Source organism: Embleya sp. NBC_00888 (genome assembly GCF_045207655.1).
Taxonomy (GTDB): domain Bacteria; phylum Actinomycetota; class Actinomycetes; order Streptomycetales; family Streptomycetaceae; genus Embleya.
This window is the reverse complement of sequence record NZ_CP108785.1, coordinates 3179052-3192518: the sequence shown is the minus strand read 5'-3', so window position 1 is coordinate 3192518 and position 13467 is coordinate 3179052. Positions and strand designations below refer to the sequence as shown.

Annotated in this window: 13 protein-coding genes and 1 riboswitch; of the genes, 3 read left to right on the top strand and 10 right to left on the bottom strand. The window is 72.1% G+C overall.

From position 1 onward, the window contains the following. Positions 1-10: 10 nt before the first annotated feature. The gene (locus tag OG948_RS48320) at positions 11-388 is read left to right on the top strand and encodes a hypothetical protein (RefSeq protein WP_331771394.1); all 378 of its coding nucleotides are present in this window, start codon (positions 11-13) and stop codon (positions 386-388) included. A gap of 113 nt (positions 389-501) precedes the next feature. Here the strand turns inward: OG948_RS48320 and OG948_RS48315 are convergent, their stop codons facing one another. The 10 genes from OG948_RS48315 to OG948_RS48270 form a co-directional block, all read right to left on the bottom strand. Next, a complete protein-coding gene (locus tag OG948_RS48315; RefSeq protein WP_331771393.1) occupies positions 502-918 on the bottom strand; it encodes a hypothetical protein in 417 nt (138 codons plus the stop codon). 109 nt (positions 919-1027) lie between these two features. Next, positions 1028-1780, bottom strand: coding sequence for a hypothetical protein (locus OG948_RS48310; RefSeq protein ID WP_331771392.1), 753 nt, complete (start codon positions 1778-1780; stop codon positions 1028-1030). 254 nt (positions 1781-2034) lie between these two features. Further along, a complete protein-coding gene (locus OG948_RS48305; protein ID WP_331771391.1) occupies positions 2035-2904 on the bottom strand; it encodes an RNA polymerase sigma-70 factor in 870 nt (289 codons plus the stop codon). A 21-nt stretch (positions 2905-2925) separates the two neighbouring features. Then, a complete protein-coding gene (locus tag OG948_RS48300) occupies positions 2926-4095 on the bottom strand; it encodes an FAD-dependent oxidoreductase (protein WP_331771390.1) in 1170 nt (389 codons plus the stop codon). A 91-nt stretch (positions 4096-4186) separates the two neighbouring features. After that, positions 4187-5032, bottom strand: coding sequence for an isocitrate lyase/PEP mutase family protein (locus OG948_RS48295; protein WP_331771389.1), 846 nt, complete (start codon positions 5030-5032; stop codon positions 4187-4189). A gap of 236 nt (positions 5033-5268) precedes the next feature. After that, positions 5269-5658 (bottom strand): hypothetical protein, encoded by a 390-nt coding sequence (locus OG948_RS48290; protein ID WP_331771388.1) that lies wholly within the window; start codon positions 5656-5658, stop codon positions 5269-5271. Between the two features lie 357 nt (positions 5659-6015). Beyond that, complete coding sequence (gene menC / locus OG948_RS48285) at positions 6016-7116, bottom strand: o-succinylbenzoate synthase (RefSeq protein ID WP_331771387.1); 1101 nt, start codon at positions 7114-7116, stop codon at positions 6016-6018. A 29-nt stretch (positions 7117-7145) separates the two neighbouring features. Continuing rightward, positions 7146-7931, bottom strand: coding sequence for a GNAT family N-acetyltransferase (locus OG948_RS48280; protein WP_331771386.1), 786 nt, complete (start codon positions 7929-7931; stop codon positions 7146-7148). Beyond that, positions 7928-9073, bottom strand: coding sequence for a M20 family metallopeptidase (locus tag OG948_RS48275; RefSeq protein ID WP_406300676.1), 1146 nt, complete (start codon positions 9071-9073; stop codon positions 7928-7930). Before OG948_RS48275 ends, OG948_RS48280 begins: the two co-directional genes overlap by 4 nt. Further along, the gene (locus tag OG948_RS48270; protein WP_331771385.1) at positions 9070-10107 is read right to left on the bottom strand and encodes a dipeptidase; all 1038 of its coding nucleotides are present in this window, start codon (positions 10105-10107) and stop codon (positions 9070-9072) included. The genes OG948_RS48275 and OG948_RS48270 overlap by 4 nt, the downstream gene beginning before the upstream one ends. 388 nt (positions 10108-10495) lie before the next feature. Here OG948_RS48270 and OG948_RS48265 point away from each other — a divergent pair, with 388 nt between their 5' ends. Together OG948_RS48265 and OG948_RS48260 are read left to right on the top strand one after the other, a co-directional pair. Next, positions 10496-11764, top strand: coding sequence for an acyl-CoA dehydrogenase family protein (locus OG948_RS48265; RefSeq protein WP_331771384.1), 1269 nt, complete (start codon positions 10496-10498; stop codon positions 11762-11764). Positions 11765-12093: 329 nt separating this feature from the next. Then, a riboswitch (cobalamin riboswitch) is annotated at positions 12094-12164 on the top strand. Positions 12165-12319: 155 nt separating this feature from the next. Beyond that, a complete protein-coding gene (locus OG948_RS48260; RefSeq protein WP_331771383.1) occupies positions 12320-13429 on the top strand; it encodes a prenyltransferase/squalene oxidase repeat-containing protein in 1110 nt (369 codons plus the stop codon). Positions 13430-13467: the final 38 nt, after the last annotated feature.

The following is a 13467-nucleotide window of genomic DNA, read 5'->3' as shown; positions in this document are numbered from 1 at the left end:
GGAGCCCGCGGTGACCGAGACCACTCAGGACCGCGCGGGACCCGACACCCGCTTCGGCGCGGCACACGGACGCGTCCTGCTCTCCGGCGTGCAGGCGTTGGTGCGATCGGTGTTGGACCAGCGCCGGGCCGACGCCGAAGCCGGCACCGACACCGACACCGGGGCCTACGTGTCCGGCTATCAGGGCTCCCCGCTGGGCACCATCGACCTGGAGTTCGCCCGACAGTCCGCGCTGCTGGACGAGTTGGGCATCGTCTTCCGGCCGGGCGTCAACGAGGAGTTGGCCGCGACCGCCGTCGCGGGCAGTCAACTCGCCGCCGGGCGACCGGAGCACACCGTCGAGGGTGTCCTCGGCGTCTGGTCCTGCTGCCCGGCCAAACGCTGGTGAGCTGGATCGAGGGCATCGGCGAACTACGCAACCCGATGCTCCCCCGAACCGCAAACCCGTGAACCCCGCCCGGGGCCGGTGGGCCGATCCCCCTCCGGCTCCGGCCCACGGCACTAGCTTCGGGTGGTCATGGCCAGGAGGCGCGGGCCCGCGACGTGGCGGAAGATCGACCAGTACTCGGCGTGGCCGAGCAGCGGGGAGACCACCCGCAGGTCGGCGGCGTCGCGGATGTCCTCGTCCGCGGCGGCCAGAAGGGCCTCCACGATCGCTGCGGTCCGCGCCAGCAGGTCGCCGTTCCGGGTCTCGACGGCCGGGACGATCACCGGCCAGAAGAGCGCGTCGGAGAGGATGCCGTACGGATTGAGCAGGTAGCCGACGGAGGCGTCGGGGATCTCGCGGCCTTCCTGCACGGCGTCGAGTTCGGCGTCCGCCTTCAGTTCGGCAAGGTGGGGGCGCGCCTCCGGGAGCCGTTCCCACAACCAGTCGAACAGTCCTCGAAACGTCAACGCGGGCTCGCGAGACTCCGGCACGTCCTCTCCTCTTCCCGTCAGGTGAACCACGGTGCCCGAAGCGGCATTTGCGATGAGATCGTATCGTTCGACCGGCGCGGGTCCCGCGTGGCCGCGCGCGGTGACGCCGTCATGGGTCGACCTCCGGGCCGTTCCGTCCGCGTTTCCTGGTCGCGTCGTTCGAGACCGCCGGCCCGCCGGTCCGTCCCGGTGCCGGGCGCAACGCCTCGGATCCCCGCGCGGTTTCGATCAGCGACGCGGCCCGACCCATGCCCTTGGCCGCGATGCGGGCAGCCTCGGCGTCGAGATTCTGCGGCTCGGGTCTGGCCAGCGTGCGCCGCAGGTGCGCGATCAGGCCCATGTCGGGCACCACCGCCTCGAGGGCGGGCCGCTTGAACGTGGACGTGAGGAAACGCGACCCCGTCACCGACGCCAGCTCGGGTTCGGCCTTCACCGACTCGACCGCGTTCAGCGTGGTGTTCGCGCGCTCCGGATTGGCGTTCAGCCACGCGGTGACACCGCCCGCCGTGTCGCGCACCTGAAGTGCCCGGTACAGCTCGCCGGATTCAGCAAGAATAATTGATTTGTCACGATTCGAGAGTTGGGGTTGCCGGAGCGCCTTGCGATATCGACCGAGCAGGTCGGCCACGTCGACGGGGTGGAACTTCTCTCGGCCGGGAGAGCCTGTGGGTCGCCCGTCGTGCAGTTCGGCATACAAAGCCGCGGCGGCCTTGCCGTTTCCGACCCAGTTCCCGGCGCCGCCCGGTGTCGGATAGGTGTCCGCGACGATGTTGCGCAGGTAGGCGTTGTCCACCTCGGGAGGCGTCGCCTTGGCCAGTCGAGTTCTCGGCGATCCGGTCGGCGGACCCTGTGGCTGAGACATGTCCCGACCGAACTCCTCCCATGGGCAAACGAGGAAAACCTATCGAGCAGAACCTCGTGCCACATGCGATTGCGGCACATTGCCGGTCCGGAGGAGGGACTTCCCTGGACGTTCGGCCTGTTGGCCGCGAACTCCTGCGCCTGCCGCCGACGAAGCCGTGGACGCGACGCCCGGCACGGCACCCGGCGCTCGACACCCGCCCCGGTACCCGGCACCCGGCACCGAAAGGGCGCGGAGCGCCGCGTTCGCGAGGGTCAGACGCGGCTCAGTTTGTCCGGGTTGGCCACCATGCGGATGCCGTGGATGAGGCCGTCCGCGCCGGTCTCCAGGGCGATCACCGTGACCACCCGACCGTGTGCGCTGATCCGCAGCGCGGGCTCGCCGTTGATCTCGGCCAGGTCGGGCACCATGTCGGCGAGGTCGACGCCCTCGTACGGGCGTTTGGTGACGCCCGCGAGCCAGGCCGCGACGTTGTCCGCGCCGACGATCGGGCGCAGCGCGGCGCGGACCTTGCCGCCGCCGTCGGTCCAGATCGTGACGTCCGGGGCGAGCAGTTGCATGAGTTCGTTGATGTCGCCGCCCGTGGTCGCGGCGAAGAACTTCTCGGTGACGGCCTTGCGGGCGCCCCGGTCGGCGGCGTACCGGGGGCGACGGGCCCGCACGTGCTCGCGGGCGCGATGGCCCAGTTGCCGAACGGTCGCCTCGGGCCGGTCGATCGCCGCGCCGACCTCGGCATAGGGGAAGCCGAACACCTCGTGGAGCACGAAGACCGCCCGCTCCAATTCGGAGAGCGACTCCAGCACGACGAGCATCGCCAAGGACACCGAGTCGGCAAGCGCCGCGTTCTCGGCCACGTCCGGGCCGGTCGACATCGGCTCGGGGAGCCAGGGGCCGACGTAGGTCTCCCGGCGCACCCGGGCCGAACGCAGCGCGTCCACCGCGAGGTTCGTGGCGATCCGCACCAGGTACGGCTTGGGGTCGTGCACATCGGAACGGTCCGCGGACGACCAGCGCAACCACGCCTCCTGGACCACGTCCTCGGCGTCGGCCGCGCTGCCCAGCATGCGGTAGGCCACCGAGAACAGCAGGTTGCGGTGGTCCTCGAACACGTCCGTGTCGACCACGTGTCTCCCTCGTCCCCTCGGTCATCGTGCCCGACGGGTGGCCCGGCCTCCGGTCGGCCACTTTACGGCTCCGCCGATCCTCTTCAGCAGGCGGAACGACTTCCACGGCGAGCCGCTGACGAACTCCTTGTACATCACCGCCCACCTGCCGGTCAGGACGAGCCGGCGCGGCGTGTCGTCGGGGTGGGTGAACTGGATGACCCCGTCGTGGCGTCCCAGGCTCACCGGCTGATGGATGTACCCGAACCGGAACGCCTCGGGCTCCCTGCCCGCCACCTGCCGGGCGATCGACGCGGCGGCGTGCGCCCCCGTCGGGATGCCGCTCTGGCAGGTGCCGTGGATGACGCCGTACGCCTGGCGGATCGCCGCCGCGTCGCCGATCGCGTACACCCGCGGGTGGGAGACCGAGCGCAGCGTCGGGTCGACCACGATCCGGCCGCGGTCGTCGACGGTGAGGCCCGCTTCGGCGGCCAGTGGCGACACCCGTACCCCGGTCGTCCACAGCAGCGCGTCGGCGTGCACGAGCTCGCCGTCCTCCAGTTCGGCCGCGTCCGGGAGCACCTTGACGATCGTGGTCGCGGTGCGGACCCGGACGCCGAGACGGTCCAGGGCCGCGTGCAGGTGGGCACGTGCCTTGGCGCCCATCATCGCGCCGGGCTCGTGCCGGCCGAGCAGGACGACCCGCAGGGCCGGGTGGTTCTCGGCGATCTCGGCCGCGGCCTCGATCCCGGTCAGGCCGGCGCCGCCGATGACCACGGTGCCGCCGGTCGTGTCGAGCTCGGTGAGGCGTTCGGCCAGCCGGCCGGCCGCGGCGGCGCTGTCGAGCGTGAAGGCGTGTTCGTGCACACCCGGCACCGTCACGGTGTCGGCGACGCTACCGAGCGCGTACACGAGGGTGTCGTACGCGATCGACCGGTCGTCGTGCAGCCGGACGGTACGGGCGGCCGCGTCGACGTGCGTCACCCGTGCCTGCACGAAGTCGATTCCGGTGCCGCTGAGCATGTCGGGAATCCGAAGATCGGCGAGCTCTTCGCCGGCGGCCCTCTGGTGCAGCCGCAGCCGCTCGGTGAACCGGCCGATCGGGTTGACCAGGGTGATCCGGACGTCGTGTTTGCGGGTGTGCCGGGCCACACCGAGCACCGCGGTCATGCCCGCGTAACCGGCCCCGATCACCAGGATGCGCTGTGTCATGGTCCTTCCCTTCCTCGTTTGCCCCCGTGGACGGGAAAGGTCGGCGGAACGTGACATGACCTCGGAAGTGATTCAGGTCACATACGATCGGTCACGGCGAGTGTCGGGTGCCGAGGTTTCGTTCCAGGAGTTCGGTGGCGGTTCGGACGCCGACCGCGGCCGGGCCGTCGGGCGCGGGCAACCGGCCGTCGGACCGGATCAGTTCGGCCAGCGCGGTGTCGATCGCGGTGTGCGCGGCGAACAGGCACGGTGTGCTGTAGATCGCCGCGTCCACGCCCAGGTCGGCCAGTTCGGTCAGGGACAGGCGCGGCGACTTGCCGCCCGCGATCTGGTTGAACAGCAGCGGCTTGTCCGCGACCGCCGCGCGGATCCGGCGGATCCACTCGACGCTGCGCACGCCGTCCACCAGGACCACGTCCGCGTCGGTCTTGGCCAGCGCCTTCGCGCGGCGCAGGATGTCGTCCGGCTCGGTGGCGTCGGTGCGCGCGACCACGACCAGGTCGCCGCGGCAGTCCAGGACCCGGGTCAGCTTGTCCAGGTAGTCGTCCAGCGGCAGCAGCAGTTTGCCGTCCGCGTGACCGCAGCGCCGGGGCCGCGCCTGATCCTCCAGGATCACCCCGGACGCCCCGGCCCGGTCCAGCCGCCGCACCACATGGCAGGCCACCTCCGGATCGCCGTACCCGTCGTCGATGTCGACCAGGAGGTGCTGCCGGGGAAAGGCGAGGCGCAGGCGTTCGACGAAGGCCACCATGTCGGGCCAGGCGATGAAGCCGATGTCGGGCAGCCCGTAGTACGAGGCGGCGAAGCCGAAGCCGGAGACGAAGAAGCCGTCGAAGTGGCTCGCCGCCAAGGACGCGGAGTACATGTCGTGGATGCCGACCAGCGGCATGGTCCGCGCGCGGGCCAGGTCGTCTCGCAATGCGCTGCCGTAGAGCACGAGTTCTCCGAGGGTCGGGCGCGGGGCCGCGGTCGAACCCGACACGTCTCCGAAGCGGGCGGAGCACCTGCGGTCGCCCGGAGGACCGGTCGCCATGTGTAGTCATGTGACTACACAAGCAGTATGGAGATCTCGGTTGATTCATGTCAATCCTTACCAACCACCCGTCCCGGTGGACGTATCGCGTGGTGGTCGGCCGGCGCGGCGGGCGCGGCGAACGTACGTACGCGCGCCGGTCAGGTCGCGGGTACCCGGCCGACCTCGACCACCTCGACCATCCGGCGCAGTCTCGCCTCGACCCGGGCCGCGTCCCGGGCGAGCACGGTGACCTCGACGGTGGCGGCACCGAACTCGGTGGACACGTACGTGAGTCGACGTACGCCGTGGTTGTTCAGCGTGGTGGCGACCCGGGCGAGCACGCCGTGGCCGTGGCGCATCCGGGCCACCAGCCGGGCGGTCTCGCCGACGGGATCGACCGCGTCGCCCTCGGGCGCGGTGAGCGGTGCGGGCACGGCGGGCGCCGCGGCCGCGGCCGGATCGGCCGGGCTCGGAGCGGGATCGGCGAGGCTCGGGGCGGACTCCACGAACCGGGGGGCTTCGAGGACCTGGGTGCCGTCGTCAACCATGAGTCGCTGTTCTCCTGTCGCAGTGCGGGGATCGGGTGGCGTCGACGAGCGTCGGAGGCAGGGCCGGGCCGGGAAAACAGAAAGACCCCTCGCGAAGCGCGAGAGGTCTGCGTGCGGACGGTGGGCCGCAGGGAAGTGGTCGTCCTGGTCAGCCCGGTGTCGGCACGCTGCCGGTAATAATCATCCGACGTCGCATGACGTCGAACCTGGCACACCCGCCTCGCGCCGTCCAACGCGTCTCATGATGCGGATGCCGATGACCGGTCCCCGGACGACGACGCCCGGTCGGCGGATGCGTTCGTCCCGATTCATGGGGCCGACGGCGCCCGGTCGAACGACCGGGCGCCGTCGGGTGTCTCAGAACTTGATCCACTCGCTGGACGTGGTCACCGAGTCCAGGATGTCGACGATCGGGTCGATGCCCACACCGGGGCCGGTGGGCACATCGAGGTGGCCGTCGGCGAGTTCGAACGGCGTGGTGATGTCGGTGGCGTAGTAGCGGCGCGAGGCCGATGTGTCGCCGGGGAGGATGAAGCCGGGCAGCGCGGCCAGCGCCACGTTGGCGGCCCGACCCAACCCGGTCTCCAACATGCCGCCGCACCACACCGGTACGCCGTGCGCCACGCACAGGTCGTGGATCGCCTTGGCCTCCAGGTAGCCGCCGACCCGACCGGGCTTGATGTTGATGATCGACGCGGAGCCCAGGGTGATCGCCGCCGCGGCGTCCTCGACCGACTCGATCGACTCGTCCAGGCAGATCGGCGTGCGCATCTGCTTGGCCAATTGAGCGTGCTGGACCAGGTCGTCGTCGGCCAGCGGCTGTTCGATCAGCAGCAGGTCGAACGCGTCCAGCTTGGCCAGTTGACGCGCGTCGGCCAGCGTGTACGCGGCGTTCGCGTCCACCTGCAGCAGCAGATCGTCGCCGAATCGCTCGCGCACCGCGCGCACCGGCGCCAGGTCCCAGCCCGGCTCGATCTTCAGCTTGATCCGCACATAACCCTCGTCGACGAACTCATCGACCGATTCGAGCAGTTGCGGAATCGAGTCCATGATCCCCACGGACACCCCGCACGGCACCCGATCCCGGGATGCGCCCAGGAACGATCCGAACGACTGTCCTGCGGTCCGCAGTTGGGCGTCCAGTACGCCGGTCTCCAGCGCCGCCTTGGCCATCTTGTGGCCCTTGAACGGCTTCAGCGCCCGCTTGACCGACAGGGCGTCCACCCGCTCCGGCAGCGCCGGGATGAAGAAGCGCTTGAGCACGTCGACCGCGCCGTCCACGTACTCCGAGTTGTACAGCGGATCCGACATCGCGACGCACTCGCCCCATCCCTCCGCCTCCGGCGTGACCACGCGGAGCAGCAGGATGTCGCGTGCGGTCTCGACGCCGAAGGAGGTGCGGAACGGCGCGCGCAACGGCATCGCGATCCGGCGCAGTTCGATTCCGGTGATCTTCATGGTGCCTGGGCTCCTGATCGTTGGGGGGGTCACGCGGCGGTGTCGCGCGTGAGGACGTAGCGGGACTTGTCCTGGAAGCCGATCACCCGCGCGCCGTCGGCCAGCAGGCCGCCCAGCACCTCGCGCAGGGCGATCCGCCAGTCCTTGGCGGCTCCGGGGTCGGTGCGCCGCAGCTTCTCGATATCCGCGGGGACCTCGACGAGCAGGTGGTCGGCGTCGGTCCGGCCCAGGACCGGCAGGTCGCCCTCGACGGACAGCGCGGCCACCGCACCCGCCGGAACCACGAACGGGATCGGCGTCAGGTTCGCGGCCGCGACCACCCCGGGGTCGGACAGGTCCCAGATCACCAGCGCGCGGTCGGTGTCGGTGCCGCCGTTGATCGCGTCGTCGACCGAACCGTAGAAGTTGGGCAGGTAACCGTCCGGGCGACCGGCCAGTTTGGTCACGTTGAAGTGCGCGTTGCGCCGGATCAGCGGATCGTAGGTCCAGGTGATCCGGGTCACGCCGCGGGCCAGGGCCCAGTTGCGCTGGTGCAGCTTGAGCGCGAAACCGGCCGCGTGGCCGGGGCGGGCGCCGGTGATGTGCGAGTGCATCGTGCGGGCGATGGGAGCGCCGAAGAACCCGACGGTGGCGCCGATCATGCGCCCTTCCGCGTAGGCCCCGGCGACGTAGTTCCCGGCGTGCGAGAGCGCGCGCATCTGTTCGACGGACATCGGCGCGTTGCCCGGTCCGGTCCCCCAGATCTCGCAGAACAGGGTGAACGCGTCCTCGAGCTCGTGGAGTTCGTGCAGCTCCCGGATGATCACGGCGCTCATCGCACCGCCTCGATCAGACCGGCGAGCAGCAGCGCACGCGGCGCCAACTCGGACACGATCACGTGCTCGTGGTCGGCGTGCGCACCGCCGCCGACCGCGCCCAGACCGTCCAGGGTCGGGCAGCCGACGCCGGCGGTGAAGTTGCCGTCGGAGGCGCCCCCGACGGCCGCGGCACGCAGCGGCGGCAGGCCGCTGCCGCTCGCCACCCGGTCCGCGAGGTCGAACAGCGCGCTGGAGGAACTCTCCTCCAGCGGGGGTCGGTTGGGGCCGCCGAGCACCTCGAGCCGAGCACCCGGCACGGTCGTGGGCAGCGCCCGGATCAACTCGTCCACCCGCTCCTGGGCCTTGATCGTGGGCACCCGTACGTCCACGGTCACCCGGGCACGATCCGGGACGGTGTTGGACACCGCGCCCGCCTCGACCACCGTGGGGGTCACCGTGGTGCGCCATCCGTCCAAGGCGCCCTCGTCCGCCAGATCGGCCAGGCCGCCGAGCGCGAGCACCAGGTGGGCGGCCTCGATCGCCGCGTTGATCCCCTTCTCCGGCTCCAGGCCCGCGTGCGCGGCCTTGCCGTGTACGACCAACTCGTAGTGCGAGCCGCCCTTGCGCCCGGTCTTCAACGCCCCGCCGTCGGCGGACGCCTCCAGGACGAAGGTCGCCGCGCAACCGCGGGCCGAGTCCTCGATCAGGGCGCGCGAGGTGGTCGAGCCGACCTCCTCGTCGCCGGTGATCAGCACACCGATGCCGTCCAGCGAGTGCAACGAGGCGAGCGCGTGGAACATCTGGACCAGGCCGGCCTTCATGTCGAAGACGCCCGGCCCCCGGGCGATCCCGTCCACGACCGACCACGGGTGGGTGGCCAACGAGCCCATCGGCCACACCGTGTCGTGGTGCCCGACCAGCAGGACGCGCGGAGTGCCGAACGTCCATTGCAGGTGGGTCACCCCATCCAGCACGATCCGGCGCGGCTGCGCGCCGAGGTGACGCGCACCCTGGGCGGCGACCACGTCCGCGCTGCGCGCCACCGCCGCCAGGTCGGCGGAGAAGGACTCGCAACGCACCAGCTCGGCCAGGTCGGCCAGCATCGCGTCGGTGTCGAACACGGGTGTACCGGCCGTCGAACCGGCCGTCGCGCCGGTCATCGGGCCAGGCCCAGCTCGGCACGGAACAGCCTGTGCACATTGCCGCCGAGGATCGCCATGATCTCCTTCTCACCCAGTCCGCGCCGCACCAACGCCTCGGTGAGCGCGGGAAGTTCGGCCGGGCCGTTCAGCCCGGGCAGTTCGGTGGTGGTGTCCACGCCGGTGTAGTCGACGCCCTCGCAGCACGGCGGGGTGATGTCGGCGAGCACCTCGCGCAGGAAGTCGGGGCCGATCCCGACGTGGTCGACACCCACCAGATCGATGATGTGCTCGATGTGGTCGACGAGCCCGTCGATGTTCTGCCGGTCCCGGTCCCGGGACAGGAAGTCGGGCACGAAGTTGACGCACACGACGCCGCCCGTGGCGGCCACGCCCCGGATCTGCTCGTCGGTCAGGTTCCGGTGGTGGTCGCACAACGCCCGGGCACCCGAGTGGGTGGCGATCAGCGGACGGGTCGCCTCCTCCAACACGTGTGCGACGCCGACGGCCCCCAGGTGGGAGATGTCGAACACGATGCCGAGCCGTTCCATCTCGCGCAGCGCCTCGACACCGGCGTGGGTCAGCCGGCTGCCGGTGGCGTCCTCACCGCTGCCGTCGCCCAGCGCGGAGCGGCCCCAGTGCGCGATCGAGGCGACCCGGACGCCGAGGCGGTACAGGGTGCGGAACAGTTCCAGGTCGGCGTCCACGCCGGGCGCGCTCTCCAACGCGAGCACCAGCGCGATCCTGCCGGCGGCCAGCGCCGCGTCGATGTCGTCGCCGTCCAGGCACAGCCGCACGTCGTCCGGGTTGCCCTCGGCGATCGCGTGCGCGCACTCGACCATCCGCAGTGTCCGGCGCAGCGCGCCCTCCGGGCGGAACTGGTCGTCCACGAACACCGGCAGGACCTGGATGTCCACCCCACCCTCGCGAAGCTGGGGCAGCCATTGTTCCCGGAAGAAACTCGCCCAGCGGCTTGGTGGTCGTTCGACCACCGCCATCAGGAGGTCGTTGTGCGTGTCCGCCACGACGGCACGGGTGTGCAGCTCGGCGCTCATATCGCGTCCTTCCGGTCGATGTGTGATCGACGCTAGGCCGCGCCGCGTACCGGGTGCTTCGTCCGAATGGCCAATGCCGGCGACACTTTCCGTCACCGGGCACCAAGCCACAGTGTGATCGCGTCGCTTCGATATCGACGGTTCATCACCGGATCCGGTCCCCGCAAGAGGGGGATTCGGACCCATAGGTGGGCCCCGACGAAGAACCCGGCTCGGCTTTGTCGCGCCGGACGATCCCGGGCCGGCGGCCGGGCACCTACCGTGCGCAGGTGTCCTGGTATCCCCCGGCCGGGGTCGGCCCGTCCGGGCCGCCCGGCCCGGCTCCGGTCGTCGCCCCGACGACCCGGATTCCCCACCCGGCCCGACCGTCCACCCCAGGGATGCGCCCGTGCCCGTCGATCGTCTGCTCCCCACCGACGAAGCCCACGACCTGATCGCCCGGACCCGGGCGTTCGCGGACCGGGAACTCGCGCCCCGGGTGACCGGGTGCGAGGCCGACGCGAGCTATCCCACCGGTCTGTTCGCCGCCCTGGGCAGGGCGGGCCTGTCCGGCCTGCCCTACCCGGTGCAGTACGGCGGCGGCGGTCAGCCGTACGAGGTCTACCTCCAGGTGCTGGAGGAACTCGCGGCCCGCTGGCCGGCGGTGGCCGACGCCCTCGACGTACACACGCTGGCGTGCCTGCCGACGGCGGCGCACGGCAGCGCGACGCAGCGCGAGCAGTGGTTGCCCGGAATGCTGGACGGCGCGCTGACCGGCGGCGGCAGCCGGTCCGAACCGCACGTGGGCGCCGACCCCTCGGCGGTCACCTGCCGGGCCGAACGCACTCGCGGCGGACACCTGCTCCAGGGCACCCAGCTCGCCGTCGCGCACGGGGGCCGCGCGCACTTTCACACCGTGTTCGCCCGCACGGGTTCGGCCCGACCGGACATCTCCTGTTTCCTGGCTCCCGGTGCCGACGAGTATCTCTACTTCAGCGCGCCGGAACCGTCGACCGCGTTGCGCGCCATCCCGACCACGACCGCCTATTGGGACGGGGTGTACCTGGAGCCCGAGCGGTTGATCGGCGCACCGGGCCGGGGCCTGCGGATCGCCTTCGACCTGCTGGACGCGGGCCGCCTGGGCGCCGCTGCGTGTGCGACCGGACTGGCCCAGGCCGCGCTGGACGTGGTCGGCGACTTCGCCGACGGAGGCGATCGGCACCTGTTGGCCGAGCCCGCGGGCGCGGTCGACTCCGCCCGGGCGATCTACCTCGACGCGGCCCGCCGGCGCGACGCGGGCATCTCGTACACGCGCCAGGCGTCGGTGGCCGAGTCGGCGGCGGTCGAGGCGGCGGTCCGGGCGACCACGGCCGCGGTGCGGATCCTGGGGGCGGAGGCGGACACCGACGAGTTCCCGGTGCGGCGCTACGCGCGCGAGGCGGCGGCGCTGCGGGGGCGGACCGCGCCGGTGGGGACCGGTGGGGGTGCGGGCGCCCGCGAGGGTGGGGGTACGACTACGGCCGCGGGCGCGGGCGCGGGTGCGGGTGCGGGTGCGGGTGCGGCCGCGGGCACGGGCACGGGCACGGGCGGAGCCGTGGGCACGGGCACGGGCGCGGACTCGGGTGCGGCGCCGGTGGGTTCGTGTGGTCCTTCGACCTTGGCCGCCGTGGGTCCTTGAGCGGCTTCGGGTCCGTTCCGGGGGGTCTCGGCGGGCTCGGGCCCGTCCGGGGGTGTGGCCGACCGGACCTGACCGGAGTCTCGGCGGGCCCGGGTCCGTCCCGTGGGGCTCGGCGGGGCCGGGTCCGTCCCCGGGGGCTCGGCGGGGCCGGGTTCCGGGGCCGGCCCGTGAAGCCTTGGCCGGAAAGCGAGTTACCCTCGGCCGCGAACTGTCCGTAGAGTGCGCAGCGTCTCGCCCGAGGATCTTCGGGGCGACGGCGACGTCCGCTCCCGGGCCCGCCGTGCCCGTTCGATCCGGGGCGTGGCGACCCGCGTCATCTTCGGCCGCAGGGGAAGTCCGGTGCGAATCCGGCGCTGACCCGCAGCGGTGGTCCGTCCGCGTGACGGCGAGCCCGAATGCCTGGGGCCGGAGCGTTCCCTCTCCATTCCCCGTCGTGGCCTACGGGGCGGAGCCCTCGCGCCGCCGTGCCGAGGCCGTGTCGCCCTCCGGGTTCGCGGTCGAACGCGCCGCGTGTCCGCCGGGCATGCCGCGTCGCAGGCCCGGAAAGGCTCCACCATGACGCTCACCCGACCCGGCCGGAGGATCTCCGCCCTGCTCGGCGGTCTGCTCCTCGCCGCGGCGACCGCCGTCGTCCCGGCGACCGCCTCCGCTGCCCCGGCGAACTCCGCGCCGACCAACTCCGCGCCGTCGACCGCCGGTTCCATCCTGGCCGGCAATCGCACCCAGGCCGCCGCCGGTTGGCTGGCCCGGCAACTCGTCGACGGGGAACGCTTCGAGGCGACCTTCGACGGGGTGACCTACCCCGACCAGGGTCTGACCATCGACGCGATCCTCGCGTTCGCCGCCGCCGGGGTGGCCGAGCAGAACGCGGCCAAGGCCACCACATGGCTGGCCCGCCCGGAGATACTCTCCGGCTACATCGGCGACGGCACCACCAACGCCTACGCCGGCGCCACCGCCAAGCTGCTGCTCGCGGCCGAGGTGCGCGGGGCGAACCCGAGCAGCTTCGGCGGCGTCGACCTGCCGACTCGGCTGCGCTCGCTGCAACAGCCCTCGGGCCGGTTCACCGACCTCTCGCCGTGGGGTGACTACAGCAACGCGTTCAGCCAGTCCCTCGCGCTGCTGGCCCTGGACCGCACGCCGGCGGGCGCACCGGCCGGCGCGGTCGACTTCCTGGCCGGCGCGCGTTGCGCGGACGGCGGGTTCCCGCTCGACTTCGGCAAGCCCACCTGCACCAGCGACGCGGATTCGACCGCGATGAGCGTGCAGGCACTCGCCGCCACCGGCCGCCCGCAGGAGGCGGCGGCCGGCCTGAACTGGCTGGTGGGCCACCAACTCGCCGACGGCGGCTTCGGCACCCCCGGAGCCGGCACCTCGAACGCCAACAGCACCGGCCTGGCCGCGCAGGCGCTGCTGTCCTCGTGGCGGGTGCTGCCCGGGCTGACCGCGCGACACTTCATCACCGAGCGCCAGGTCCCCTGCTTCGGAACGCCCGCCACGCGTGGCGCGATCGCGTACGACGCCACCGGATTCGACCCGTCCACCGCCACCCGGGCCACCGCCCAGGCGGTACTGGGTCTGGCCGGCACCGGCTTCGCCGGGCTGAGCGCCGCGGGCGCCCGACCCGACGCGCCGAACCTGCACTGCCCCTCGCCCACGTCCTGACCCACGATCCGGTTCGCCGCGCCGTCGACCGCCACTCA